This is a genomic window from Kitasatospora sp. NPDC085895 (assembly GCF_040702125.1).
Classification (GTDB): Bacteria; Actinomycetota; Actinomycetes; order Streptomycetales; family Streptomycetaceae; genus Kitasatospora; species Kitasatospora arboriphila.
On record NZ_JBFBJY010000034.1, the window covers coordinates 57,645 to 83,783 of the forward strand.

Annotated in this window: 23 protein-coding genes and 1 pseudogene; 16 read left to right on the plus strand and 8 right to left on the minus strand. The window is 76.0% G+C overall.

Annotated elements, in window-relative coordinates:
* Nucleotides 1-231: 231 nt before the first annotated feature.
* The gene (locus AB0442_RS21665) at nt 232-1,206 is read right to left on the minus strand and encodes a hypothetical protein (protein ID WP_366164590.1); all 975 of its coding nucleotides are present in this window, start codon (nt 1,204-1,206) and stop codon (nt 232-234) included.
* A gap of 180 nt (nt 1,207-1,386) precedes the next feature.
* Here AB0442_RS21665 and AB0442_RS21670 point away from each other — a divergent pair, with 180 nt between their 5' ends.
* The 5 genes from AB0442_RS21670 (at nt 1,387) to AB0442_RS21690 (ending at nt 6,242) form a co-directional block, all read left to right on the plus strand.
* Nucleotides 1,387-1,839: a MarR family transcriptional regulator gene (locus tag AB0442_RS21670; RefSeq protein WP_366164591.1), complete on the plus strand. Its 453-nt coding sequence runs from the start codon at nt 1,387-1,389 to the stop codon at nt 1,837-1,839.
* Complete coding sequence (locus AB0442_RS21675; protein WP_366164593.1) at nt 1,836-3,296, plus strand: MFS transporter; 1,461 nt, start codon at nt 1,836-1,838, stop codon at nt 3,294-3,296. The genes AB0442_RS21670 and AB0442_RS21675 overlap by 4 nt, the downstream gene beginning before the upstream one ends.
* 37 nt (nt 3,297-3,333) lie before the next feature.
* Entirely contained in the window at nt 3,334-3,885 is a 552-nt protein-coding gene (locus AB0442_RS21680; RefSeq protein WP_366164594.1) for an isochorismatase family cysteine hydrolase, read from the plus strand.
* A gap of 41 nt (nt 3,886-3,926) precedes the next feature.
* Nucleotides 3,927-4,817 carry a hypothetical protein gene (locus AB0442_RS21685; protein ID WP_366164595.1) on the plus strand — a complete coding sequence of 297 codons (891 nt, stop codon included), beginning with the start codon at nt 3,927-3,929 and terminating at the stop codon, nt 4,815-4,817.
* Nucleotides 4,818-4,910: 93 nt separating this feature from the next.
* Entirely contained in the window at nt 4,911-6,242 is a 1,332-nt protein-coding gene (locus AB0442_RS21690) for a DUF4419 domain-containing protein (RefSeq protein ID WP_366164597.1), read from the plus strand.
* A 3-nt stretch (nt 6,243-6,245) separates the two neighbouring features.
* On the opposite strand, the gene AB0442_RS21695 is transcribed toward AB0442_RS21690, so the two are convergent.
* Nucleotides 6,246-7,415 (minus strand): NAD(P)/FAD-dependent oxidoreductase, encoded by a 1,170-nt coding sequence (locus AB0442_RS21695; protein WP_366164599.1) that lies wholly within the window; start codon nt 7,413-7,415, stop codon nt 6,246-6,248.
* Nucleotides 7,416-7,545: 130 nt separating this feature from the next.
* Here AB0442_RS21695 and AB0442_RS21700 point away from each other — a divergent pair, with 130 nt between their 5' ends.
* Complete coding sequence (locus AB0442_RS21700) at nt 7,546-8,340, plus strand: TetR/AcrR family transcriptional regulator (RefSeq protein ID WP_366164600.1); 795 nt, start codon at nt 7,546-7,548, stop codon at nt 8,338-8,340.
* Nucleotides 8,341-8,404: 64 nt separating this feature from the next.
* Nucleotides 8,405-8,677 carry a hypothetical protein gene (locus AB0442_RS21705; RefSeq protein WP_363541608.1) on the plus strand — a complete coding sequence of 91 codons (273 nt, stop codon included), beginning with the start codon at nt 8,405-8,407 and terminating at the stop codon, nt 8,675-8,677.
* A gap of 17 nt (nt 8,678-8,694) precedes the next feature.
* On the opposite strand, the gene AB0442_RS21710 is transcribed toward AB0442_RS21705, so the two are convergent.
* The 3 genes from AB0442_RS21710 to AB0442_RS21720 all read right to left on the minus strand — a co-directional run bounded on the left by AB0442_RS21710 (nt 8,695) and on the right by AB0442_RS21720 (nt 11,888).
* Nucleotides 8,695-10,008 carry a cytochrome P450 gene (locus tag AB0442_RS21710; RefSeq protein WP_366164602.1) on the minus strand — a complete coding sequence of 438 codons (1,314 nt, stop codon included), beginning with the start codon at nt 10,006-10,008 and terminating at the stop codon, nt 8,695-8,697.
* A gap of 128 nt (nt 10,009-10,136) precedes the next feature.
* Nucleotides 10,137-11,123, minus strand: coding sequence for an ion transporter (locus AB0442_RS21715; RefSeq protein WP_366164623.1), 987 nt, complete (start codon nt 11,121-11,123; stop codon nt 10,137-10,139).
* A gap of 171 nt (nt 11,124-11,294) precedes the next feature.
* Complete coding sequence (locus tag AB0442_RS21720) at nt 11,295-11,888, minus strand: XRE family transcriptional regulator (RefSeq protein WP_366164604.1); 594 nt, start codon at nt 11,886-11,888, stop codon at nt 11,295-11,297.
* An 81-nt stretch (nt 11,889-11,969) separates the two neighbouring features.
* Between AB0442_RS21720 and AB0442_RS21725 the strand changes: the two genes are divergently transcribed.
* Nucleotides 11,970-13,928 (plus strand): FAD-dependent oxidoreductase, encoded by a 1,959-nt coding sequence (locus tag AB0442_RS21725; RefSeq protein ID WP_366164606.1) that lies wholly within the window; start codon nt 11,970-11,972, stop codon nt 13,926-13,928.
* A gap of 38 nt (nt 13,929-13,966) precedes the next feature.
* On the opposite strand, the gene AB0442_RS21730 is transcribed toward AB0442_RS21725, so the two are convergent.
* Complete coding sequence (locus tag AB0442_RS21730) at nt 13,967-16,057, minus strand: SpoIIE family protein phosphatase (protein WP_366164608.1); 2,091 nt, start codon at nt 16,055-16,057, stop codon at nt 13,967-13,969.
* A gap of 443 nt (nt 16,058-16,500) precedes the next feature.
* Here AB0442_RS21730 and AB0442_RS21735 point away from each other — a divergent pair, with 443 nt between their 5' ends.
* Both AB0442_RS21735 and AB0442_RS21740 read left to right on the plus strand, forming a co-directional pair.
* Nucleotides 16,501-17,136, plus strand: coding sequence for a peptidoglycan-binding protein (locus AB0442_RS21735; protein ID WP_366164610.1), 636 nt, complete (start codon nt 16,501-16,503; stop codon nt 17,134-17,136).
* Nucleotides 17,137-17,140: 4 nt separating this feature from the next.
* Nucleotides 17,141-17,488, plus strand: a complete 348-nt coding sequence (locus AB0442_RS21740) for a hypothetical protein (protein WP_366164612.1) — start codon at nt 17,141-17,143, stop codon at nt 17,486-17,488.
* A gap of 53 nt (nt 17,489-17,541) precedes the next feature.
* Here the strand turns inward: AB0442_RS21740 and AB0442_RS21745 are convergent, their stop codons facing one another.
* Entirely contained in the window at nt 17,542-18,357 is an 816-nt protein-coding gene (locus AB0442_RS21745) for a hypothetical protein (RefSeq protein ID WP_366164614.1), read from the minus strand.
* 127 nt (nt 18,358-18,484) lie between these two features.
* Here AB0442_RS21745 and AB0442_RS21750 point away from each other — a divergent pair, with 127 nt between their 5' ends.
* From AB0442_RS21750 to AB0442_RS21775, 6 genes are all read left to right on the plus strand, one after another.
* A complete protein-coding gene (locus tag AB0442_RS21750; protein WP_366164616.1) occupies nt 18,485-19,756 on the plus strand; it encodes an MFS transporter in 1,272 nt (423 codons plus the stop codon).
* 481 nt (nt 19,757-20,237) lie between these two features.
* Nucleotides 20,238-22,325: an elongation factor G gene (fusA, locus tag AB0442_RS21755; protein ID WP_366164625.1), complete on the plus strand. Its 2,088-nt coding sequence runs from the start codon at nt 20,238-20,240 to the stop codon at nt 22,323-22,325.
* Between the two features lie 214 nt (nt 22,326-22,539).
* The gene (locus AB0442_RS21760; protein ID WP_366164617.1) at nt 22,540-23,601 is read left to right on the plus strand and encodes a TIGR03617 family F420-dependent LLM class oxidoreductase; all 1,062 of its coding nucleotides are present in this window, start codon (nt 22,540-22,542) and stop codon (nt 23,599-23,601) included.
* A gap of 128 nt (nt 23,602-23,729) precedes the next feature.
* A complete protein-coding gene (locus AB0442_RS21765) occupies nt 23,730-24,404 on the plus strand; it encodes a TetR family transcriptional regulator (RefSeq protein ID WP_366164626.1) in 675 nt (224 codons plus the stop codon).
* Nucleotides 24,405-24,849: 445 nt separating this feature from the next.
* On the plus strand, nt 24,850-25,596 hold the full coding sequence (locus tag AB0442_RS21770) for a hypothetical protein (protein ID WP_366164619.1): 747 nt from the start codon (nt 24,850-24,852) through the stop codon (nt 25,594-25,596).
* Nucleotides 25,593-25,931: a transcriptional regulator gene (locus AB0442_RS21775; protein WP_344625157.1), complete on the plus strand. Its 339-nt coding sequence runs from the start codon at nt 25,593-25,595 to the stop codon at nt 25,929-25,931. The genes AB0442_RS21770 and AB0442_RS21775 overlap by 4 nt, the downstream gene beginning before the upstream one ends.
* 99 nt (nt 25,932-26,030) lie before the next feature.
* Here the strand turns inward: AB0442_RS21775 and AB0442_RS21780 are convergent.
* Nucleotides 26,031-26,139 (minus strand): annotated as a pseudogene (locus AB0442_RS21780) (electron transfer flavoprotein subunit alpha/FixB family protein); the annotation flags it as partial.

Genomic DNA, 26,139 nt, shown 5'->3' on the forward strand with positions numbered 1-26,139 from the left:
GCTCCTCTCAGTGAGCGCCGCGCACCCCTCCCGGACGGGATCGCCGGCCGCGTCTGCGACGGTCCCGGGCGGTCGCCCGCCGGCGGCGCACGGGTTCGCACCGGCTTCCAGGGTACGGACGGAAGGCCCCCGCGGCTCGGCGGCAACGGCCCCGACCAGTGTCTTTCGCGGCCGGGGAGGGGATCCGGCCCGTCGGCCGGCCGACGGTCGGCGGGCGGGCGGTCGGCCTGCTCAGCCGTCGGCCAGCTCCGCCAGCCGGGTGCGGGCCCGTTCGGCCCGGGTGCGGGCGTCGGCGCTGCGGTCGGCGGCGTCGGAGGCCTCCCGCCGGGCCTCGGCCAGGGCGCGGCCGGCCTCCTGCGAGTCGGCCTCCGCCGCGGACAGCTCCGCCTCGGCGGTGCGCAGTGCCGCGCGGGCCTGCTCGGTACGGTCGGCGGCCCTCCGTCCGGCGGCGGCGAGGCGGTCGGCCGCCCGGTCCAGCCGGGCCTGCTCACGTCCGGCGGCCCGCTCCTCCTGCTCGGCCGTCGCGAGGGCGCGTTCCGCCTCCGCGCGCCGCCGCCGGGCCTCCTGCTCCGCCGCGCGGTCGGGTTCCGGGGCCTTCCGGCGGCCAGGTCCGGGGCCGGTGGTCTTCGGCCGTCCAGCTTTCGGCCGTTCAGCTTTCGGCCGGGATTCCGTGGGGGGCTTCGCGGCCGGTTCAGCCGTCGGCGCACCCCACCCGGCGGGCAGCTCGCCGGTCGGCAGGGTGCCGCCCTCCTCCAGCGGGCCGGTCAGCCGGCCCGCCGCGAAGGCCGCCGCGGCGGCCTCGCTCGCCAGCGCGGCCCGCAGCGACTGCTCGACCTCTCGCAAGGGCGCTTCGCCGAGCGGTTCACCGGCCTCGGCGGCGCCGTCCCTGACCTGCGCGGTGAGCGCCGCGACCAGCCGGCGGCGCTCGGCCGACAGCTCGCGCAGGGCGGGCCCGGCGAGTTCGGCCTGCGCGCGGCGCAGCGAGCCGCCCAGGTCGAGCAGGGCGCGCGTCTCCTCGGGGCGGGTGTGCACCAGCAGGTTGACCGCCCAGGCGCTGCGGGTGGGCCGGCGCAGGGCGGCGATCCGAGTGGCGAGCGCCCGGTCGCCGGCCCGCCTGGCCTCGGCGGCGGCCGCCGTCCGGGCCGCGGTGAAGCCGGCCGGGGACAGCGTGTACAGCCGGTCGGCGACGGCGTCGAAGCCCTCCACGGCGCAGCCTCCCTGTGGTTCGTCCGGCCGCCCGCCGGCCGTCGCACCTCGATTCGCTCACCGCCGGGCCGCCGCCGCACGCCGGGGCGGGAGCGCCCGCCCGCTTCCCGGACGGATTGGACAGCCCAGACTGTACAGCATGGCTGGACAGTTCAGCCTGAAGGTTCTACGGTGGGAGGCATGGAAGAGCCCGCCACCGCCGTCGTCACCGCCTCCGCCGTCCGCGCGGCGCGGGAGCTCCGCGTGGTCTTCAGCCGGCTGCGCCGCCGCCTCAAGGAGACGTACGACACGGACGGGCTCACCCCCACCCAGACCTCCGTGCTCAGCCGGCTCAGCAAGGACGGCCCGGCCTCCGCCAGCGACCTGGCCGCCGCCGAGCGCGTCCGGCCGCAGTCGATGGCCGCCACGCTCGCCGTCCTCGACGAGCGCGGCCTGGTGCTGCGCCGCCCCGACCCCGGCGACGGCCGCCGCCAACTGGTCTCGCTGAGCGACCCCGGGCTGGCCTTCCTGGAGGACTGCCGGCGCGCCGGCGAGGAGTGGCTCGCCCGCTCCCTGCAGGCGCACTTCACCGAGCAGGAGCGGCAGACCGTCGTCGAGGCGCTGGCCCTGCTGGACAGGCTGTCCGACGCATGAACCTCCGCACCGTCCGCTCCACCCTGCGCCCCCGACGCGGGGGAGCGCCCGAGGACGCCTTCGACCGCCGGCTGCTCGCGCCGATGATGCTCGGCGCGATCCTCAACCCGGTGAACTCGGCGATCCTCGCCGTCTCCCTGGTGCCGATCGGTGCCGCCTTCGGTGCCCCGCCCGCCGCCACCGCGTGGCTGGTCTCCGCGCTCTACCTCGCCACCGCGATCGGCCAGCCGGTGGTCGGCCGGCTCATCGACCTGCACGGCCCGCGCCGGCTCTTCCTGGCCGGCACCGCACTGACCGGCGTCGCCGGCCTGGTCGGCATGCTCGCCCCGGACCTCGGCGTGCTGATCGCCGCCCGGGTGCTGCTCGGCTTCGGCACCTGCGCCGGCTACCCGGCCGCCATGTACCTCGTCCGCAGCGAAGCCGACCGCACCGGCCGGGACAGCCCCGCCACCGTCCTGACGGCCCTCGCCGTCACCACCCAGACCGTCGCCGTCATCGGACCCTCGCTCGGCGGCCTGCTGATCGGCCTCGGCGGCTGGCGCACCACCCTCGCCGTCAACATCCCGCTCGCCCTCGCCGGGCTGTACCTCGGTGCCCGCCGGCTGCCCCGCACCGCCCCGCCGCAGCGCACCCGCGGCAACCTCGCCACCACCCTGGACCTCGCCGGGATGGCGCTCTTCGCCGCCGCCCTCGTCCCGCTGCTGCTCTTCCTGATGCACCCCACGGCCGCGGACTGGTACCTGCCCGCCGTCGCCGTCCTCGCGGCAGCCTGCTTCGCCCGCCGGGAGCGCCGCGCCGCCGACCCGTTCATCGACCTGCGGGTGCTCGGCGGAAACCTGCCGCTGATCGCCACCTACACCCGCGCCCTGCTCGCGTACACCGTCGCCTACGCCTTCCTCTACGGCTGCGCCCAGTGGATGCAGGAAGGTCGAGGGCTCACCGCCCCGCAGGCCGGACTCGTCCAACTCCCGCTCTTCGGCACGGCGATCGTCGTCTCCGCGGTCACCGGCCGGCGGCGGCAGATCCGCGGCAAACTCCTCGCCGGCGCCCTCGGCCAGATCGCGGCCTGCACCCTCGTCCTGCTGCTCGGCCCGCACTCCCCGATCTGGCTGCTGCTCGTGGTCGCGCTCGCCTTCGGCATTCCGCAGGGCCTCAACGGACTCGCCCTGCAGAGCGCCGTCTACCACCAGGCGCACCCCGCACGGATCGGCTCCTCGGCCGGACTCCTGCGCACCTTCAGCTACCTCGGCGCGATCGTCGCCGCCGCGGCCACCGGCGCCTTCCTCGGCCACGGCGCCGACACCGCCGGCCTGCACCAACTGGCCTGGTTCATGCTCGCCGCCGCCGTCCTCCACCTGCTCGTCACCGCCGCCGACCGCTCACTGCGGCAGGTCGGCGCCCCGCAGCAGGACACCCCCGCCCCACCCGCGGCGGCCGCCGCCCACCGCGGCCCGTAGCCGCCGCCCGCACACCCGTACGGAAGGAAACGCCGCCATGACCGGCACCGCCCTGCTCGTGATGGACCTCCAGGTCGGCATCGTGAGCCGCATCGACGAACCCGACTACCTGCCACGCCTCGCCCGCGCCGTCGAGGCCGCCCGGGCCGCCGGCGTCCCGGTGGTGTACGTCGTCCTCGGCTTCCGGCCCGGCCATCCCGAGATCCCCGCGCGCAACAAGAGCTTCGGCGCGCTGCGGCCCGGCGCGTTCACCCCCGACGACCCCGGCGCCGCCGTCCACCCCGACCTGGCACCCCGCGAGGGCGACACCGTGGTCACCAAGAAGCGGATCAGCGCCTTCGCGGGCAGCGACCTCGACCTCGTCCTGCGCGGCTCCGGGATCGAGCACCTCGTCCTCACCGGCATCGCGACCAGCGGCGTCGTGCTGTCCACCGTCCGGCAGGCCGCCGACCTCGACCACCGCCTCACCGTCCTCTCCGACGGCTGCGCCGACGCCGACCCCGAGGTCCACCGCGTCCTCACCGGCAAGGTGTTCCCCCGTCAGGCCGAGGTCACCACCGTCGAGGAGTGGCTGACCACGCTGAAATGAACGGCGATCGCGCCGCAGTCGCACCCTGCTAGATTTCGATCATGGGCACCGGGGTGGGCGGACGCGAGCTGTACGAGGGCCTGACGGAGGGTGCCGGGCCGGGTGCCCACCGGGAGGCCGCCCTCCCGTGGCTGGCGGAGACGGGCCGCGCGTACCGCGAACGGCTGCACACCGCGGCCGCGTGCAGCGGCTGGTGGGGGGACCGCCGCACCGACGAGCGGGTCGGCGCGCTGCACATGGAGCTGTACGCGCTCGGCCGGGTGAGCGACATCCTGCTGCTCGCCCGGCAGGCGCCCGCCGGCCCGTGGGACCCGGGCGTCGAGGGGCTCGCGTTCTCCGACGAGGAGTACCTCGGGCTCTTCACCGGCCTCGGCATGACCCCGTTCAGCGGGGGCGGCTTCGACCCCTTCCTGCACGAGATCGTCGAGGTCGAACAGGCCGACGACCCGGCGGCGCCGATCGAGGTCACCGAGGTGCTCTGGCCCGGGCTGATGCTCGGCGAACTGCTGTTCTCGCGGGCGGGCGTCCGCGTCCGGGCCGGTGCCGCGCACGCCCGGCGCGGCGTCGCGGACCGCTCGCCGCTGTACTGGACCTTCCGCCGCCGCCACCGGCAGACGGTCGACCTCTCCCAGGGCTGGGGCGGCAACTCGCAGTGGTCGACGGACCTGCGGCTCGACTACCGCACCCCGTCCGGCGACCACCTGAACGTCGACGGCGACCGCCCCGTCGACGGCAGTCCCGTGCTGGCGCTCGACCATCCGGAGAACCTGAGCCCCCGGGAACGGCTGCTGACCCCCCGGGAGCGGCGCGACCTGCTGCGCCACCGATGCCTGCTGCGGACGCCCGAGGCCGTCGCCGAACTCGACCGGGACACGCCGTGGGACCGTGAGGTCATCCCCTTCGACTGGCGGCTCCCCGCCGCCGAGGAGTGACCCGGGGCCGCGCCGCGAAAACGCCTTGCCGCACACCCCGGGCGGCCCCCTACCATCGGCGCGCTCCGCCCGACAGCTACCCGAAGGGTGCCGATGGCCCTCGAGATCGACCTGCCGCTCACCTCCGCCGCCGAGGCCGACACCGAGGCGGCCGGCCTGGCCGCCGAGGTCACCGACCTGGGCACCGAGCGGTTCCTGCACGCGGTGCTCGCCCGCCCCGCCCGGATCCACCACCGCAGCACCGAGCGGCTGATCGGCCTGCCCACCGGCGTGCCGGCGGTGGCCGAGCCCTCCTCCAGCCTGCTGCTGCGCGCCCTCCACCTGTGCTTCGCCGCCCACCTGCCGCTCAGCCTCTCGCCCGACGTGCTCTGGTACACGGTCGTCCACGAGAGCGCCGTCCACGTCCGCTTGAACGCCGACCGCTACGCGCACCTGTTCACCGACACCCCCGGGTGCACCCGCACGATCGTGGTCCGCGACGACGTGGCCCCCGCCGACTGGGAGCGCTCGATCCGCCGCGTCCGCGAGCCGCTGCACCGGAACCTCGGCGAGGCCACCACCGAGCTCTTCCTGCCCCCGTTCTCCACCACCACCCCGACGGACACCGCCGCGGCCCTGGTGGCGCTGATGGACGTGGTCAGCCCGTACCACCGGTTCCGCTGGGTGACCATGTGCGGCATCCCGCGCGTCCGGCTGGAGGGCAGGCCCGAGGACTGGCAACTGCTCGCCGACCGCACCCGCGCGCTGGGGGAGCGGCTCACCGGACTGCGCCCCTGGCTGGCCGGGTTGCTCCCGGTGCTGGACGAGATCGCCGCCACGGCCGCCGGCCGGCGGACCGACGAGCAGTTCTGGCGGTCCCTCTACTCGTGGGAGTCCGCCTCGGGCGGCGACACCGTCACCGGGTGGATCACCGCCTTCCTCGCCCACCGGTACACCGACGACGGCCCCGTGCCCAAGGAGGCCTTCGGCCGGACGGAGACCGACGCGGCGGACCTGCCCGCCCACGTCTCCCGGGTGCCGTTCCGCTGGGAGACGCCCTACGGCACCTGCGACATGGCCTTCCTCGGCGGTGTCCTCGGCATCGAACGCGACGGCGAGTGGGTCCGGCCCCGGCTGGGCGTCGCGGTCGCCGAACTCCTCGCCGCACGCACCGAGGAGGACCTGCCGCTGCCCGACGAGTGGACGCTCGCGAACGTCCGGCGCCTCACCGGCTGCCCGGAGGCCCGCGTCCTCGACCCCCTCGGCCGGGTCACCGTGCGCGGCGCACCGATCACCGCCGATCTCGCCGTCGAGTGGGACGGCCTCTGCGCGGTCCGCGACACCGACGGCGGCTGGCACCTCGGCGACCTGGTCTCCGCGGCCAACGACGTCTCCTGCTGGCGCAGCACCGGGCCCGACCTCGCCGACGCCCTGCGCCTGGCCTGACCGTCAGGCGTCCGCGGTGCCCTCGCCGTCGGGCCGGAAGAACCGGACCAGCCGGGCCGCGCCGTCCTCGGACATCAGCATCGCCGTGATCCGCTCCGACTCCCGGGCCGCCACGGCGCTGCGTTCGAACATGGCGGTCTCGTAGCGGCGGACGGCCCCGGCGAGGTCGTCCGGTGCGGCGGCGATCTCCCGGGCGAGTTCCGCGGCGTCCAGCATGGCGGTGTTGGCGCCGAGGCCGACCGGGGGCATCAGATGGGCGGCGTCGCCGAGCAGGGTCACGCCGGGCACGGAGGGCCAGGTCAGCCCCACGGGCAGTGCGGTGAGCGGACGCGGGACGAACGGCTCGTCGCACGCCTCGATCAGCGCCCGGAACTGCGGCGCCCAGTCGGAGAACAGGCCCGTCAGGGCGTGGCGCGCGGCGTCCCGGTCGGCGAAGGGGACGCCGCAGGTGGCGAGCCAGTCCTCGGGCGTGTGGAAGGAGAGGAAGACGCGGATCCGCCCCCCGCCCTGCCGCTGGGCGGCGAGCGAACGGCCCGGGCCGAGCGCCCAGTAGTTGCCGCGACCGACCAGCGCCGACAACTCGGGGTGGCTGCGGTCGGCGGCGGAGATGCCGCTCTCCACGGTGTTGCTGCCGAGGTGGGCCGGCCGGGCGGCGGTGACCAGCGGGCGGACACGGGAGTGGGCGCCGTCCGCGCCGACCAGCAGGTCGCAGTCGTCCGTCGCACCGCCCTCGAAGTGCAGCCGCCGTCCGCCCTCCGGCCGGCGGGTGGCGTGCCGGAAGGTCCGGCCCCAGCGGACGGTGCCGGCGGGCAGCGAATCCAGCAGCAGGTCCCGCAGGTCGGCGCGGTCGATCTCGGGCCGGTCCATCGGGGCGTCGTCCGGGGTGTCCTCCTGCAGCAGCAGGGTGCCGGTGTGGTCGAGCAGGCGCAGGTCCTGGCCCTCGCGGCGGGCGGCGCGCAGGAAGGCGGTCTCCAACCCGGCCTCGCGCAGCGCCCGTTGCCCGCTCTCCCGGTGCAGGTCGAGCGTGCCGCCCTGGGGGCGGGCGGTGCGGTCGCGGTCGCGTTCGTGCACCACGGCCTCGATCCCGTGCAGGTGCAGGATCCGGGCGAACGTCAGGCCGCCCGGCCCGGCCCCGACCACGGCGATCCGCGGGCTTCGGGTGTCGGTCTCCACGGTGTCCCCTCCTCCGGATCCGGCGGCGCCGCCACCGGATCGATACGCCGTATCGGTCGATACACTGTATCGGCCGCGACGGCGTACTGTGAGCCCCGGTGCGGAGGGACCGCGGAAGGGCAGGTCGGGCATGGTGCGGCGGGACGGGGCGGACGGTGCCGCAGGGGCGGCCCGGTCCAGCGTGTGGGAGCGTCCGGAGCCTGCCGCCCGACCGGCACCGAGCCCGCTGAGCCGCGAACGGATCGTCGCCGCCGCCGTCGAACTCGCCGACGCCGACGGGCTGGAGGCGGTCTCGCTGCGCAAGGTCGGGGCAGCCCTCGACGCCGGCCCGATGCGGCTGTACCGCTACCTCTCGACCAAGGAGGAACTGCTCGACCTCATGGCCGACGCCGTTCACGGCGAGATCGCCGCCCCGGACGCGGACGCCCCGGACGCGGGCGCACCGGATGCGGACTCCGGCGGCACGGACGGCGACTGGCGCGCGGTGCTGCGCGCCTCCGCCCACCGGACCCGGCGCGCAGCGCTCCGCCACCCCTGGTTCGCCGACCTGCTGGGCGGCCGCCCCGGGCTCGGCCCGAACGCGCTCGGCAACCGGGAGACCGTCCTCGCCGCCCTCTACGGCGCGCCCGGCTTCCTCGGGATCGACGCCGTGCTGCGCGCGGTCGGGACGGTCGACGACTACCTCGTCGGCGCGCTGCGCCGGGAGACCGCCGAACTGCGCGCCGAGCGGGACACCGGCCTGGACAAGGACGCCTGGCGGCGCTCGGAAGGCCCCTACCTCTCCCGGATGCTCGCCGCCGGCAACTACCCGGCGCTGGCCGCCGCCGTCCGGTACGGCACCCACACCGACCCCGCCACCGCCTTCGAGGCCGGACTCGACGTCGTCCTCGACGGCATCGCCGCCGGACTCGCGCCCGGCGGCTGACCGGGCCCGGCCCGGGGGCGTGCCGCGGCACGGCGCTGTCGGTGGCGGCTGCGATCCTGCCGTCATGGACGAGCACCTGATGCGCGGGCGGGTCTACGGCGCCGACTACGACGATCCCGATCCCGGGCCGCAGCCCGGGCACGCCTACCGCGAACTGGTCGCCGGGCCGCTCGACGGACTGCTGCTCGACGTGACCGGCTGGAGCGAGGCCGAACTCGCCGAGGGGGCCGCGCTGCCCACCGAGATCGGCTCCCACGGCCCGGGCGGCCGCGCCCAGTACGCACCCCGCACCGGCGACCCCCGGCACTGGGACTGGCGCGGCGACACCCCGCCCTGAGCCCGGCCACCCGGCCGTCAGCCGGTCCGGGTCAGCACCGCGGGCACCGGCCCGCCCGGCCGCACCACCATGCCGAAGGACGCCCCCGGGGCGGGCCCGGCCGGCACGGCCTCGAACGCCGGCAGCAGCAGCTCCAGCAGCGCGACCGTCTCCCGCAGAGCGAACTGCAGACCGAGGCAGGCCCGTGCGCCGATGCCGAACGGCAGGTAGGCACCCGGATCGGCCGGCCGACGCCCGGGCACGGTGAACCGCCGCGGATCGAACACCTCCGGCTCCGGCCACAGTTCCGGGTCGCGGTGCACCAGGTACGGGCAGACCAGCACCTCGCTGCCGGCCTCGATCCGGAAGCCCGTCAGCAGGTCCTCCGCCGCGGCGTGCCGGGGCAGCAGCCAGGCCGACGGGTAGAGCCGCAGCGTCTCGCTGACCAGCGCCCGGATCGCCGCGCGGCGCTCCTCGGAGCCGGCCGGCCCGGCCGCCAGCGCCCGGACGCGGGCCGAGGGGTCCTCGGCGAGGAACAGGTACAGCCAGGTCAGCGTGGTCGCGGTGGTCTCGTGCCCGGCCACCATCAGGGTCACGAACTCGTCCCGGATCAACCGGTCGGTGTACTCCGGGCGGTCCTGCGCCGCCGACAGCAGCACGTGCAGCAGGCCCGGCCCGTGCGGACCGGGCGGCGCCGACCGGGCCGCCTCGATCGCGACGTGCACCACCGCGTCGATCCGCGCCAGCTCCCCGGCCACCGCCGACCGGGCGTCCTCCGCGTTCGACGGCAGCACCGGCAGGACGGCCACCACGGCCTCCAGCGCGGTGAGTTCGGTGACCGTCCGGTCCTCCAGCGGATGGCCGGTCAGCGAACGCCAGATGGTGTCCAGCGCGAACCGGTGCATCTCCTCGCGCAGGTCCACCGTGCGGCCCGCGTCGGCGTGTTCGGCCCACCGGGCGGCGGTGTGCCGTGCGGCGGCGGCGATCCGCTGCTCCCAGCGGCGCATCCCGGCGCCGGTGAACTGGCTCTGCAACAGCCGCCGTTGCGCCCGCCAGGCCTCGCCGGAGGCGGAGAGCACGCCGTCGCCGAGCAGGATCCGGCCGCGGTGCGAGCGCTTCACGTAGCGGTCCGGATTGCGGCCCAGCACGTGCTGGACGGCCTCCGGGCCGGTGACCAGCACGGTCGGCCGCCCGTCCAACCGGACACCCGCCACCGGGCCCAACCGGCCCACCCGGCGGAGCAGTTCGGGCATTCCCCGACCCGCCGCGCGCCACCGCTCCACCTCGGCGGACGGCAGCTCGGGCACGGCGACCCCCGTGACGGGAGGGGTCTGGGGGATCTGCGTGGCCACGGGCTTCTCCTGCTCGGATCGCCGCCCCCGGGGCAGCTCGGACCTGCCGACGCTGCGTATGCTACCGAACGCGAAACGTCGCCGAGCTGCCTTCGGGAAGTACGTCCCCGCGCGGCCCGGTGCGTCGGTCAGGCCACGGTGTCCACGCTCGCCGCGGTCACCGCGGCACTTGCGCCGGCGCCGACCGGACGTCCCGACGCACCGTCAGGACCGGTTGCCGAGCCCGACCCCGAGCCCGCCTCCAGGCCGGCTTCCAGCTCGGCGAGGGCGAGCCGGACGGCGGCGATCCGCTCGCGCAGCTCCTCGGCCCCGGCCGGGCCGCCGTGCTGTCCGGCACGCGGTGCGTCCCGCCGGCCGGCCTCCCGCCCGGCGGCCTCCTCGGCCTCCAGGACGCGGGCCTCGTCCAGGGAGTTGAGCACCACGCCGATCAGCACGTTCACCAGCACGAACGAGGCCAGCAGCACGTAGGAGGCGTAGAAGAGGATGCTCAGGCGGGAGATCTCCAGCCCCGCGTGCACCGCCTCGCCGAGCCCGTCGAGGGTCATCAGCAGGAAGAGCGTGAGCAGCGCCCGGCCGATCGAGCCGTAGTGCCCGGGGTCGCTGTCCGCGAAGCAGACCCAGCCGACCATCGCGTAGACGTAGAGCACCAGGGCGCCGACGAACAGGAAGCTCACGGTGCCCGGCAGGCTGCGGCCGACCGCGACCAGCAGGACCCGCAGCTGCGGCAGGAACCGGGCCGTCCGCAGCACCCGGGCGAGCCGCAGCAGCCGCAGCACGGTGGTGTTCTCGCGGACCAGCGGCAGGAAGGCCGAGGCGAGGACGGCCAGGTCGAAGAGGTTCCACGGGTCGCGCAGGAACTGCCCCGGCCGGTCCGCGTGCGCGCCCAGCCGCAGCAGCATCTCCACCGTGAACACCCCGAGGCAGGCCCGCTCGGCCAGTTGAAGGCCCTGCTGGTACTCGGCGGTGAGCCCGCTGTACGTCTCCATCCCGAGCAGTGCCGCGTTGACCAGGATCGCGGCGAACACCACGAGCGAGAATGCGGGCGCCTCCGTCACCGTGCGGCAGCGTGCCGCCAGCCGGGCCCGTCCCGCCCGTGCACTCCCACCGCTCTGCATGGACAACCCCACGGACAACCCCTCCACGGCCGGTCGGCGGCGCGCGCGGCCGCCGTGCCCCGACGGCCCGGCGGCGCCTGGTCGAGCCGCGCGCCATGCCCCTCAACGACCACCGGCCCCACCGGTCACTCCCGGCGCACCCGTCCCGGTGCCGCCGCGCCCGGGCGCCGCTCAGTCCCCGGAAGGTCGGGCCCGGACGTGCATCCGCTCGCCCTGTGCGCCGAACAGCGACAGGAACTCCACCGGCCGGTCGCCCGCGTTGGCGAAGCCGTGCGGGGTGCGGGTGTCGAACTCGGCGGCCTCGCCGGCGGTCAGGACGAGGTCGGTGTCGCCGAGGGCCAGCCAGAGCCGGCCGGACAGCACGTACAGCCACTCGTGGCCCTCGTGCGTGCCCAGGGCGGGCCGGGTGCCCTCGGGCAGCGGTCGGACGGGCAGGATCTGCTTGTAGGCGTGCAGCCCGCCGAGGTGCTTGGTGAGCGGCACGAAGGTCTGGCCGTGCCGGGTGAACGGGCGCGGGTGGATCCGCGGGTCGCCGGTCGGCGGCGCGCCCACCAGCTCGTCCAACTGCACCCCGTACGCCTTGGCGAGCGGCAGCAGCAGCTCCAGCGTCGGGCGGCGCTGCCCGGACTCCAGCCGGGAGAGCGTGCTCAGCGAGATGCCCGTCTCCTCGGCCACCTCGGCGAGGGTGGTGCCCCGCTTCTGCCGCAGCGCCCGCAGCCGGGGCCCCACACCTGCCAGTACACCGCTGATGTCGTCGTCCGCCATGCCTCCATTTGCCGGTTCGGCAAGAATGTTTGTCAAGCCGGGGCGGTCCGCCGACGATCGAGGAGAACGGAGGTCCACACCATGACGACAGAATCCCCGAAGCTCCCCGAACCGGCCGCGGACACCGCGCAGCCGTACGACACCGTGGTGGTCGGCGGCGGCGCCGCCGGACTCGCCGGTGCGATCACCCTCGCCCGTGCCCGGCGCTCGGTGCTGGTGGTCGACGACGGCAGGCCCCGCAACGCCCCCGCGGCCGGGGTGCACGGCTACCCGAGCCGGGACGGCGTCCCGCCGCAGGAACTGCTGGCCGCGAGCCGCGCCGAGGCGGAGGGCTACGGGGCACGGTTCCTGGCGGGCACCGTCGTCGGCGCCGAACGCCTCGACGGCGGCGGCTTCCGGCTCGCCCTCGCCGACGGGACGGCGGTGACGGCGGCACGGCTGCTGGTCGCCACCGGCCTGGTCGACGAGCTGCCGCAGGTGCCCGGGCTCGCCGGGCGGTGGGGCCGCGACGTGCTGCACTGCCCCTACTGCCACGGCTGGGAGGCCCGCGGGCTGCCGGTCGCCGTGCTGGCCACCGGTCCGCTCGCCGTCCACCAGGCGCAGCTGTGGCGGCAGTGGACGGACGACCTGACGCTGCTGCTGCACACCGCCGCGGCGCCGACCGGCGAGGAGGCCGAAGGGCTCGCCGCCCGCGGCATCGCCGTGGTGCCCGGCGAGGTGGCCGCGGTGGAGACCGCCGACGGCGCACTGACCGGCGTCCGGCTGGCCGACGGCCGGACGGTCGCCTGCCGCGCCCTGGTGGTGGCGCCGCGCTTCACCGCCCGCGGCGGCGTGCCGGCAGCCCTCGGCCTGGAGCCCGTCGACGTGGTCAACGGCGAGCAGGTGATCGGCAGCCGCATCGCCGCGGACCCGACCGGTGCCACGGCCGTTCCCGGCCTCTGGGTGGCGGGCAACGCGGCCGATCCCTTCGACCAGGTGGTCGGGGCCGCGGCCGCCGGAGTCAGGGCGGCCGCGGCGATCAACGCCGATCTGGTCGCCGAGGAGGTCCGCCGGGCCGTTGCCGCCCGCCGCGACCCGTTCGGGGCGGCCGGGGAGCAGGAGGTGTGCGAACGCGTCCTCGGCGAGCGCCGGCACGGGCTGGCGGAGCCGGCGGACCAGGCAGGTCCGGCGGACGCGGCAGATCCCGCAGGTCCCGCAGGTCCGGCCGACGCGGCCGGACCGCCGGAGGGCGGGGACGTCGCCGCCTTCTGGGACACCCGCTACGGGGAGCGCGAGCGGATCTGGAGCGGCAGGCCGAACGGCGCGCTCGTCCGCGAGGTCTCCGGGGAGCGGCCGGGCCGTGCCCTCGACCTGGGCTGCGGCGAGGGCGCCGACGCCGTCTGGCTGGCCGCGCAGGGCTGGCGGGTCACCGCCGTCGACATCTCCGAGGTCGCCCTCGGCCGGGCCGCCGAGCACGCCCGGGAGGCCGGACTCGCCGACCTGATCGAGTTCCGCCGCGCCGACCTGGCCGCAGCCTTCCCGGAGGGCAGCTGGGACCTGGTGTGCGCCCAGTACCTGCACTCCGACGTGGAGCTGCCGCGGGACGCGATCCTGCGCCGGGCCGCCGAGGCGGTCGCGCCCGGCGGGACGCTGCTGGTGGTCGGCCACGCCGGCGCACCGTCCTGGCAGCAGGAGCCGGGCGCCGACGGTCACCCCGGGAACGGCCACCGGCACGACCACCCGCAGCACGACCACGCCCAGCACGGCGACGCGCAGCACGGCGACGCGCAGCACGGCGACGCCCAGCACCGCCACGCCCAGCACGGCGACGCGCAGCACGGCCATGCCGACGGGGAGCACCGCCCCGGGCACGGTGGGCCCGAGTGCAGGAACCACGCCGGGCTGCCCACGCCCGCCGAGGTCCACGCGGCCCTGGGTCTGCCCGAGCGGGAGTGGGAACTGCTGACCAGCGAGGAGTTCCTGCAGCCGATGACCGGCCCCGACGGCCGGCCGGCCACCCGGCCCGACAACACCCTCAAGCTGCGCAGGCTGCCCGTCTGACGGAGCGTCCGCCGCGGCCCGCCGCGCCGCGGCGGCCCTCAGGCGGGCCCGGCCTGGAGCAGCAGGGTGGCGATGTCGTCCCACCGGCGGCCCGCCCGCCGGGCCCGGGCGACCAGTTCACGGACGGTCACCTCCAGGTCGCCGGAGAGCGAGTGGTCCAGCTGCCCGGCGAGCGCGGCGATCGCCCGGCCCAGGTCGGTGCCGGGCGCCTCCACCAGGCCGTCGGTGTAGAGCAGCAGCAGTGCGCCCGGCTCGAACGCCGTCTCGGTGATCGGGTAGATCGCGTCCGGGTCGATGCCCATCGGCGGGCCCGGCGGGATGTCCAGCACCCGGGCCGGACCGCCGGGCGGCCGCAGCACCGGCGGCGGATGGCCGGCGCTCACCAGGTACGCCCGGCCCGCGGCGAGGTCGAGGTGCGCGTAGAGGCAGGTGGTGAAGAGGCCCGGGTCGAGGTCGCAGAGCAGCCGGTTGGTGCGCACCAGCACCTCCTCCGGCGAGGCGCCCGCGGCGGCGTGCACGGCCGTGCGGACCTGGCCCATCAGCGCCGCCGCCGGGAAGCTGTGCCCCTGGACGTCGCCGATCACCGCGGCGGCGGCCTTCGGGCCCAGCCGGATCAGGTCGTAGAAGTCCCCGCCGACGTCCATGCCGCGGGTGGTCGGCAGGTAGTGCGCCGCGACCTGCAGACCGTGCACGGCGGGCAGGGTGTGGGGGAGCAGCGCCTGCTGCAGGTCGTGCGCCAGCTGGTTCTTGGTGTCGTACAGGTGGGCCCGGTCCAGCGCCTGGGCGATCAGGCCGGCCAGCGAGGTCAGCACCGTCCGCTCGTCCGCGGCGAAGGGGTGCGGCCGGTCGTAGGCCAGCAGCAGGCAGCCGACCGGACGGCCGGAGGTGATCAGCGGCAGCACCGCCCAGGCCTGCTTCCCGGTCACCTGCGGGACGTCCGGGTAGGCCTCCGCCAGCTCCGCCGAGCTGCCGTAGAAGCCGGGGATCCCGGTGGTGAGCGCCCGCAGCGTCGGGGTGTCCCGGACCTTCAGCGGAATGTCCTCGAAGCGGGCCATCGCGTCCGCGCTGTAGCCCCGGTAGCCGGTCACCAGCAGCCGGCCGTGCTCGGCGGTGAGCAGCGCCAGCCCGTCCGCGCCGAAGGCGGGCAGCACCTGCTCGGCGACCAGCGCCACCACGTCGTCCACCGAGACCGCCTCGGTGAGGGCCGCGGCCAGGTGCATGATCTGGTAGATCTGCCCGGCCCGGGAGACCGGCACCGGACGGGGCGGCGGCACCGGCTCCGGCCCGTCGGCGGCCGGGGTGATCCTTACGCTGATGCCGTCGCCGGACGGGTACAGCCGGAAGGCCAGCCAGCGGTCCGGCGGGCGCATCGCGGTGAACGCGGCCGGCTCCCGGCTGATGATGGCCGCCCGGTAGCGGTCCTCGTACGCCGGGTCGTCGAGCCACGGCAGCGCCTGCCAGGGCAGCGCGCCGAGCAGCTTCTCCGGGCCGGCGCCGAGCAGCGCGCAGGCCGTGTCGGTGAGGAAGACGATCCGGCCGTTCAGGTCCATCGCGCAGCTGCCGCCCGGGAGGCGCTCGGCGAAGGCCCGTGCGGCGGTCTCCGGCAGCTTCGCCGCGGCCAGCCGCAGCGGAAGCACCCGCGGCCGGGACGGCACCGCGGGGGCGGCCTCCGCCAGCAGTTCGCCGAGCCGCGCGCAGCCCGCGGTGACCACCGCCCGCTCCGCCTCGCGCAGGTACTGGGGGTGGGCGCTCGGCCACAGCAGCAGCAGCGCGCCCACGCAGACGCCGTCCGCCTCGACCGGCGCCGCGGCCAGCGCGAAGTGGTACGGCATGGTCACCGCGGACCGCGGGTACTCCCGGGCGAAGTCCTGCTGGCTGCCCGACCACACCAGCGACCGGCGCCGCACCGCGTCGGCGACCGGCACGGGCGCCGTCACCGCGACCCGGGTCCACGGTGCGACGAACTCGGCCGGCAGGCCCCGCACCACCGTGAGGTGCAGCACCTCCTCGCCCTCCGGCAGCAGGTACAGGCACCCGGACGAGGCTCCGCACAGCTCCACGACACCGGTCAGCGCGCCGTCGATCCGCCTGTCCCAGCCCGCCGGACCCGGGTCAGCGGCGGCCGGCACGGGGGGCTCCCCGCAGGCCCGGTACGCCCGGTGGCCGGGAGGACCGCGCAGGCCACAGCATCAACCGGACAACGCCCATACCAGCGACGCTACGCCCGCCGCCCCGGGCGGGCACCCCGGCGGGGCCCCGCCCGGGGCGGCGGACCCGGGCCCGACCTGCGGACGTGTTCGGCTCATTGGCATGTTCCAGGCGCACCAGGACGGGCACATATCGTCCGACAGGACGTCAGGCACGCCCGCGGAGGCCCACCGCCCGCGCGAGGACACCGGCGTCGAGCACGACCCCTGCCGAACGACGACCGGGCGCCGCGCCCCCACGGCCCGTCCGACGGGCCCCCGCGCCCCGATCCCACGCCACCCCCAGGCCCCCGGGCCGTCGCGGCCGCCGCCGGGCGGTGCCCTGCCATGCCGCGACGGCCGCCGCACCACGAAAGGGGTACCCGATGGCCGACCTCTACCTCCCCGGCGCCGAACGGCGCCAACTCGACGACGCCCCGATGGCCGGGGACGGCGGGTCCCGCACCATCTGGCACATCACCTGGGACCGCAACGCCACCGCCGACGCCCCCGCCGACCTGGTGCCCTTCGACACCCTCGCCGGCTACTTCGCGGGCTCCGGCTCCGGCGCCGCCCCCCACCTGCTCTGGGACCCGTTCACCGGCCGGTGCGCCCAGTTCTTCGCCGCCACCTCCCGCAGCAAGTCCGTCGTCAACGCCGCCGGCGGAGTCGAGACCAACCGCAAGGGCGACGTCTGCCTCCAGATCGAGAGCCTGTTCTTCCCGTACTGCCGGGTCGGCGGCAAGGTCTACCCGACCCTCGCCGACGCGCCCTGCACCGGCCTCGACCGGATCGTCCCCTGGCTGCGCTCCTGGGGCGTCCCCGACGTCTGGCCGATGGGCCCGCCCACCTGGTCCGCCAACCGGTCCGCCACGGTCTGGGACACCCGCAGCGGCCACTACGGGCACTCCCAGGTGCCGGAGAACGACCACACCGACCCCGGACCGATGCCCGACCTGTTCGGCAGCGTCCCGAACACCACCCCCGCCGACCGGCGCCGACTCGACGAAGAAGTGAGGTGACACCGTGGCACTCGTGATCGGCCGGATCGAGCCCGGCTTCCTGGACGGCCACCCCGACAACGCCACCCTGATCCCGCTGCCGCCGCAGAACGGCGGCGCGGTCGGCTGGGGCCAGGTCTACCTGTCCTTCGGCTGCGACTTCGGCGACGCCCAGCTGCGCATCGCCGTCTGGAACGACACCTCCCGCTCCTGGCGGGTCTCCACCCTGACGGTCACCGCCGCGGCCGGCCGGGTCGGCGTGCCCGTCCAGGACGGCGACTCCAAGGTCTCCGTCGGCCGGGTCAAGACCTCCGCCACCGACACCGGCCTCTGCCCGGTCGGCTACCTGATCGAGGTGATCCTCCGCGCCTGACCGGGCCCGTTCCGCCCGATCCGGCCCCTCCTCCGGGCCCGCCGGGCGGACGGTCAGCCGCGGGGCCGGAGCTGGTGCAGCGTGTAGCCGCGGCCCGCCGGGTCCAGCCGGCGGGTCGCCGTGGTGAACAGCTCGGCGGCCCGCCGGTAGGACAGCCGGCTGCGCCCGGTGTACGGGCAGCGGTCGCCCGCGGGGGTGCCGGCCGGCGCCCGGCGCTCGGTCAGCAGCAGCGGCCCGTCCGAGCGGCCCGCGATCAGCAGCGGCAGCAGCCGTGCGCTGGACGCCCGCCAGTGCACGGCCGGCCGGTCCGGGCGCGGGCGGCTGCAGCGGTGCAGCAGGTCGAGGTCGTCCACGTTCAGCGCCAGCACCGTCTCCACACCGGCGCCGCTCTCGTGCAGCAGCCGCCAGGTCAGCTTCTCGCGCAGCGGCACCCGCAGCGCCAGCACCGCGCGCAGCTCGTCCGGGCCCAGCGCCGCCCCGGACGGGTCCGGCAGCGGCGGTGGGCGCAGACCGGCCGCGGGATCGGCGGAGAGCCAGCCCTGCCCCCGCCACCAGCCGAGCGCACCGCGCAGGATCGACAGCTCACGGTTGAGGGTCCGCGGATCGGCCTCCGCGGCGCGCCGGGCCAGCGCCGCCCGCAGCAGCCCCGCGGCGTCCGCGCCGTCCAGCACCGAGAGCGGCAGCACCGGCGGCACGGCACCCCGCCGCGCCGAACCCGCCGGCACCGGCCGACCGGCCAGCAGCCAGGACCAGTTCGCCAGCGCGATCCGGTACACCCGCCGCGAGCCGTCGCCGAGCGGCGCCGCGGCGAGGTAGCCCTCCACGGCGACGGCGTACTCCACCGGTGCGGGACTGTCGCAGTAAATCACCCCGTCATTAGAACACTGCAATCGCTCTCACCCTCCGCGGGGGTCGTTTACTGCGGCACCCGATCGTTGCGCCGCAAAGGCTCAAGAATGCTTGTGCGGCGGAGCTCAACACCGCGAGACTCCTCGCATGATCCCCACCACCCCGGGCCGCTGGGCCCTGCTGCGCGAGCGCGCCTTCCGCCGCTACTGGCTCGGTCACACCACCTCGCTGCTGGGCTCGGCGATGGCCTCGGTCGCTGTCGCCTTCGCCGTCCTCGGCAGCGGCGGAGACGGCACCGCCCTCGGCGCCGTGATGGCCGCGCGGATCCTTCCCGTCGTCCTCGTCCTGCCGGTCGCCGGCATCGTCGCCGACCGGCTCGGCCCCCGCCGGGTGGCGCTCGCCGCCGACGTGCTGCGCTGCGCCGTGCAGACCGCCCTCGCCGCCCTGCTGCTGACCGACCGTCCGCCGCTGTGGGGCACGGCCGCGCTGGTCGCCCTCTGGGGCCTCGGTGAGGGCCTCGGCCTGCCGGCGCTCGGCGCCCTCGTCCCCGGCCTGGTCCGTGACCCGGCCCGCCTCGCCGACGCCAACAGCCTGCTCGGACTGGCCCGTTCGACCAGCACCGTGGCCGGTCCGGCACTCGCCGGCCTGCTGGTGGCGGCCGCCGGCCCCGCCGCCGTGCTCGCCCTCGACGCCGCCTCCTACGCGATCGGTGCGCTCGCCCTCGCCGCGGTCGCCGTGCCGGCCGTGCCGCGCGGTCCCGCCGACACGGTCCTCGACGACCTGCGGCACGGCTGGACGGAATTCCGCTCCCGCACCTGGCTCTGGCTGACGACCGCCCAGATGGGCCTGTTCAACCTGCTGGTGTGGGCGCCGTTCCTGGTCCTCGGCCCGCTGCTCGCCCAGCAGCGGCTCGGCGGCGCCGCCGCCTGGGGCACCGTGATGGCCGCCTACGGCGCCGGCGCCGTAGGCGGCGGGCTGCTGATGCTCGGACGCCGCCCCCGCCGGCCGCTGGCCGTCGCCACCGCGGCCGCCGTCGGCTGGGCACTGCCCTCCGCCGCGCTCGCCGCCGGCGCCGGCACCGGGTGGACCGCCTTCGCCGCGCTGGGCGCCGGGATCAGCACCGCCGTCTGCGACACGCTGTTCACCACCGCCACCCAGCAGCACGTGCCCGCCGAGGCGCTCGGCCGCGTCCACTCCTTCGAAGCGCTCGGCGCCTTCGTCCTCGGCCCGATCGGCCTCGCCGCCGCCGGCCCGCTCGCCGCCCGGCTCGGCGCCGCGCCCGTCCTCGGCCTCGGCGCCCTCTGGCAGGTGGCCGCCTGCGCGACCGTCCTCGCCGTCCCCGCCGTCCGCACCCTGCGCGCACCGACCGCCGCCGAACCCCGACCGGTCGTCAGCCGGACCGTCCTGCCGACCGACTGACCGCACGTCGAGGCCCGGATGGCGGGGAGCGGTGGTGCGCGGTGGTGTGCGGTGGTGCGCGGAAAATCGCGTGCCCTCCGGCCGCCACCGTCCCTAGACTCGCCGCGAGCCGCGCGCCACAGGTCAGGTGCGCGCCACGACGAGTCGAGGGGAGCAGAGCCGTGCGCAACCGCACCGCCGCCGTCGTCCCCTCCTCGCGCTACGAGGTGATCCTGGTGTCTTCGTCGACCCGGTGCAGGCTGCGCGGCCCGCACCGGAGGTCCGTGACGAACACCTGAGCCCAGCCTGCCTGCACCGACACCTCCGCCGGAGTCCCCGGCGAGGGCCGGCAGCACCGCGGCCGCACGCCGCGCCGACGGGCACCCGCCCGCCCGCCCGACCAGGGCCCGGGGGACCGCTCCGTTCCGTCCGGAAATCGCGCCGCCCCACTTCCCGAACCACCGAAAGGCACCGGGCCGTGCGCACCGACCTGAACCGACCCATCGTCACCACCACTGCCACCGCCGCCGCCCGCCCCGCCGGGCCGCCGGCACGCGTCCGCAACCTGGGCATCCTCGCCCACGTCGACGCCGGCAAGACCACCGTCACCGAGCGGGTCCTCTACCTCACCGGCGCCGTCCACCGGCGCGGCGAGGTCCACGAGGGCACCACCGTCACCGACTTCGACCCGCAGGAACGCGACCGCGGCATCACCATCTTCGCCGCCGCCGTCAGCTGCTCCTGGGACGGCCACCGGATCAACCTGATCGACACCCCCGGCCACGTCGACTTCTTCGACGAGGTCGAACGCTCGCTGCGCGTCCTGGACGGCGCCGTCGCCGTCTTCGACGCCGTCGCCGGCGTCGAACCGCAGAGCGAGGCCGTGTGGCGGCAGGCCGACCGGCACGGCGTGCCCCGGATCGCCTTCGTCAACAAGCTGGACCGCGCCGGCGCCGACCTCGACACCGCGGTCGCCTCCGTCCGGGACCGGCTCCACCCGGCCCCGCTGGCGGTGCAGCTGCCGATCGGCCGCGAGGACGGCTTCACCGGCGTCGTCGACCTGCTCCGGATGCGTGCCCAGGTGTGGACCGACGGCCTCGACGGCTGCGAGGAGGGTCCCGTGCCCGAGACGCTCCGCGGCGAGGCCGAACGGAGGCGGCGCGCCCTGGAGGAGGCCGTCGCCGAACTCCACCCGGCCGCCCTGGAGGAGTTCTGCACCCGTGGCACGCTCTCCGCCGAGAGCCTCGCCGCGGCCCTGCGCGACCTCACCCGCACCGGCGAGGCCGTCGTGGTGCTGTGCGGCTCCGCCTACCGCAACCGCGGCATCGAACCGCTGCTCCAGGCCGTCGTCGACTACCTGCCGTCCCCGCTGGACGTGCCGGCCGTCCGAGGCACCCTGGACGGCACCGAACAGCACCGGCCCGCCGACCCGGCGGCGCCGTTCGCCGCCCTCGCCTTCAAGGTCAACGCCACGGCCACCGGCCGCCTCACCTACCTCCGCGTCTACTCCGGAACCGTCACGAAGGGGGACACCGTGCTCGACACCGCCACCGGCCGCACCGAGCGGATCGCCCGCATCGTGCGGGTCCAGGCCGACCGGCACGCCGGGACCGACCGCGCCACGGCCGGCGACATCGTCGCCGTCGTCGGCCCGAAGACGACCCGGGCGGGCGCCACCCTCTGCGCCCCCGCGGCACCGCTCGTCCTCGAACCCCCGACCACCGCCGACCCGGTCGTCTCGGTGGCCGTCGAGGCCCGCCGCACCGCCGACACCGAACGGCTGGCGACGGCCCTCGCCCGGCTCGTCGAGGAGGACCCGTCCCTCACCGTCCGCACCGACCCCGAGACCGGACAGGTCCTGCTGTCCGGTATGGGGGAACTCCACCTGGAGGTCGCCGTGGAGAAGATCCGCCGCGCCAACGGCCCGGAGGTCGCCGTCGGCCGCCCCCAGGTCTCCTACCGGGAGACCGTCACCGAGGGCGTCACCGGGCTGGTCTACCGGCACGTCAAGCAGGACGGCGGCGCCGGCCAGTTCGCCCACCTCGTCCTCGACCTGGAACCGCTGGAGCCGGACCCGCGCTCCGGCCCGGACGGCGACACCGGGGCCGTCCGCTTCGAGTTCCGGTCCACCGTCACCGGCGGACGCGTCCCGCGCGAGTACGTCCAGGCGGTCGAGGCCGGCTGCCGCGACGCCCTCGCCGAGGGCCCGCTCGGCGGCCACCAGGTCACCGGCGTACGGGTCACGCTCACCGACGGCGCCACGCACGTCAAGGACTCCTCCGAGACGGCGTTCCGCACCGCCGGGCGGCTCGGCCTGCGGGAGGCGCTGCGCGCCGCCCGGACGATCCTGCTCGAACCGGTGGTCGAAGTCACCGCCACCGCACCCGACGACGCCGTCGGCGCGGTGATCGGCGACCTCGCGGCCCGCCGCGGACGGGTCACCGGACAGACCACCCGGGCCGGCACGGCCCAGGTCACCGCCACCGTCCCGCTGGCCGAACTCTTCGGCTACGCGACCCGCCTGCGCAGCCGCACCCAGGGCCGCGGCACCTTCACCACCCGCCCCGCCGGCTACGCCCCCGCCCCCTGAGGCCGGGGCAGGGCCGGGCCAGGGGGCGCGGGGGACTGCGCAATCGGGATGCGGGTGCCGTACGGACCAGGGCTCGGCCCTGATGCGCAGCGACACCCACCCCCGGACCGTGCAGTTCTCCCGCGCCCCCGGGGTGACCTCCTGGGCCCGTCATGATGGACACCGGCCGATCGCGATCACGCGCGGTCGGCCGGTGTCCCACGAGGAGAAGCCCATGCCCGAGACCCCCGCCCCGCTCCGCCTGGAGGCGACTTCCGTCGGCCGGCCGGCCGGCATCCCGGCCGCGGCCGCCGAGGCCGAGCGCCGCGGCATCGACCGCTTCACCCTCTCCGAGACCTCCTACGACCCCTTCCTCCAACTGGCCCGCGCAGCCGACCGCACGGAGGAGATCGAACTCGCCACCGGCGTGGCCATCGCCTTCGCCCGCACCCCGATGACCCTCGCCTACGAGGCCTGGGGCGTGCACGAGGCGTCCGGCGGTCGGGCCGTGGTGGGCCTCGGCTCCCAGGTGAAGCCGCACGTGGTGCGCCGCTTCGGCATGCCCTGGGACAGCCCGGCCGCCCGGATGACCGAGTACGTGGCCGCCGTCCGGGCGATCTGGCACAGCTGGCAGACCGGCGAACGCCTCGCCTTCCGCGGCGACTTCTACAGCCACACCCTGATGACTCCGGTGTTCGCCCCGGAGCCGGTGGCGGCCGGCACCCCGCCGATCCTGCTGGCCGGTGTCGGCCCGCTGATGACGAGGGCGGCGGGCGCCGTCGCGGACGGCCTGATCTGTCACCCCTTCAGCTCGGTGCAGCACCTCGCCGGGACGGTGCTGCCCGCCGTGCGCGACGCCCGCGCCGCGGCGGAGGCCGCCGCCGAGCCGTGGACGTCCCGCCCGTTCGAGGTGGTCGGCTCGGTGCTCACCGCCACCGGCCGCACCGAGGAGGAGCTGGCCGCCAACGTCCGCGGGGTGCGCGAGCGGATCGCCTTCTACGCCTCCACCCCGGCCTACCGTCCCGTGCTGGAGGCACACGGCTGGGGCGGCCTGCACGACGAGCTGCACCCGCTCTCCGTCCGCGGCCGCTGGAAGGAGATGGGCGAACTGATCGACGACCAGGTGTTCGACGCCTTCGCCGTGGCGGGGGAGCCGGCCGAGGCTGCCCGGGAGATCCACCGCCGGTACACGGGCCTGGTCACCCGGCTCTCCGTGCACGCCCCGGACGGCGCCGACCCGGAGCTGATGCTGGACGTCCTCGGCGCCGTCCGGCGGATCGACACCACCTCGGGGTGATATGCAACACCGAGTACCTTCGCAGCAGTGCACTGAGTGCCCTGTCGCGTGATTGATGCTAGGTTCACGGCATGAGCAACCCGCAGAAGACCGAGGGGGAGGCCGCGGCCGCCACCGGGAAGCCCGCGATGCGCGACTCCCTGATCGCGGCCGCCTTCCAGCTCTTCCTCGACCGGGGCTACGAGCAGACCACCATCGACGACATCGTCGGCCTGGCCGGCGTCGGCCGCCGCTCGTTCTTCCGCTACTTCCCCTCCAAGGAGGACGTGGTCTTCCCCGACCACGAGCAGTGCCTGGCCGACATGACGGCCTTCCTGCAGGACAGTGCGGACACCGACGACCCCGTCCTCAAGGTCTGCGACGCCGCCCGGCTCGTCCTGCGGATGTACGCCGAGAACCCGACGTTCTCGGTGCAGCGCTACCGCCTCACCCGGAAGGTCCCGGGCCTGCGCGCCTACGAACTCTCCGTGGTCTGGCGCTACGAGCGCACCCTCGCCGACTACCTGCGCGGCCGGTTCGCCGCCCGCAAGGACGGCACCCTGCGCGCCGACGTGGTCGCCGCGGCCGTGGTCGCCGCGCACAACCACGGCCTGCGTTCCTGGCTGCGCGCCAACGGCCAGGGCGACGCCGAGGCCGAGGTGGACCACGCCCTCGAGTACGTCCGCAACGCCTGGCCCGCCAAGCCGCAGGCCCAGCCGGCCGTCGAAGAGGGAGAGGACGACGTGGTGGTCGTCATCGCCAAGCGCAGCACCCCGATGTGGCGCGTCGTCAGGGACGTCGAGGCGAGCCTGCGCCGCGACTGAGTCGTCCCGCCTCCTCGTCCCGGCGCGGTGCGCCGCCTCCTGTTCGGGGTTCCGGCATCATGGCGGCGTGCCCGCAGGCCGAAGGGCCCGTGCCGCGTGGGCGGCCCGGCGCGCTCCGCGCCGATCGACGACACGACCCGCGTGCCCGGGGCGATCCGCCGCCGGGCCGCATCCGTCGGCCCTCGGCCCGCACCGGCCCGGCGGTGCATCGTGTCGAGGCGCTCTCGACGGACTGCCGCGTGTTCCTTCGACGACGTGCGGCACGCGCGGCACGTCCTCGACGAGGTCGTGCGCGAGCTGCCCGGCGGTGCCCGCGAGGAGCCGGGGCGTCGGGTGGCCGTGCCGGACGCCGCCCACCTCCGGCGCACCCCGCCGGACCCCTCCGCCGACCGGGGCCCGGGTGAGGTCTCTTGCCCCAAATGGTTTGTGATGCAAAGATGACTGCATGACAGATGCCACAGTGCCGTCGTCGGGCACCCCTCGTGACGTCCTCGCCGGCCTCGACGCCCTGACCCGCAAGGTCCGTGCCGCGCAACGCGGCACCTGGTTCCCCCTGCTGCTGCTCGGCCTGCTCACGCTGGGCGGCGTCCTGGTCGGCCGCCTCACCTTCGAGGTCTCGACCGTGCCCTGTCCGGCGGCCGAGGCCGCGGCAGGCGCCGGCTGCACCCTGATCAAGCAGGGCTCGCCGGTCTACTGGCCCGTCGGACTCGCCCTCGCCTACGCCGCGACGGCGGTCTTCTACATCCGGCGCTCCCGCAACCGGGGCGTCGGCACCCCCGTCAGGCCGTACGTCCTGACCGGGATCGTCCTGGTCGGGGTCGTGAGCGCGACCGCGTACTGGAGCGTGCGCCAGGGTCTGCCGCAGCCCGGCGACCCGGTCGACCTCTGGGGTCTGCGCCTCGACCCCGACTCCGGGGTGACGAGGTTCGTCGAGCGCCTCAACGGGAACGCCGCAGCCGTCGGACTGCCGCTGCTCGTGCTCGCCCGGGTGGAACGCAGCCGCGCCCTGCTGCTGCTCGCCGCGGTGTACCTGGCGATCGAACTGGTCCCGCTCACCACCGGCTGGGCGGGGATCGACACCGCCTCGCCCTGGTCCGTGCTGCCCCGCTACGGCGTGCCCGGCGCGCTGCTCCTGCTCGGGGCCCTCGGGTTCGGCCTGGCCGAGCTGTCCGGCAGGCGCCGCGCGGCATGAGCGACGAGCCCGAGCAGCATCCCGTCAACGGCCTGGACGACGTGGTCCACCAACGCGTCCGGCTGGGCATCCTGACCGTCGCCCACCAGGCGCGCCGCGTCGAGTTCGGCTTCCTGCGCACGACCCTCGGCCTCACCGCCGGCAACCTCAGCCAGCACCTGGCCGTCCTGGAGAAGGCCGGCCTGGTCGAGATCGAGAAGGGCTACGAGGGCAGGCGCGCCCGCACCTGGCTCTCCCTCACCCCGGCCGGCGACCGCGCCCTCCGCGAGGAGGTCGCCCAGCTCAAGCGCCTCATCCAGCAGATCGAGCAGGCCGACCCGGCCGCGGAGTCCTGACCGCGGAGTCCTGACCGCGGCGAGGACGCAGGAACGCCCGACCGGGAAGCCCGGTCGGGCGTTCTGCGTGCGGTCCCGCGCGGCCGGGCCGCGGCCGGGTCAACGGCCCTTGGCCTCGGCGGTGAGCTGGGGCAGGACGGTGAACAGGTCGCCGACGACGCCGTAGTCGACGAGCTCGAAGATCGGGGCCTCGGGGTCCTTGTTGACC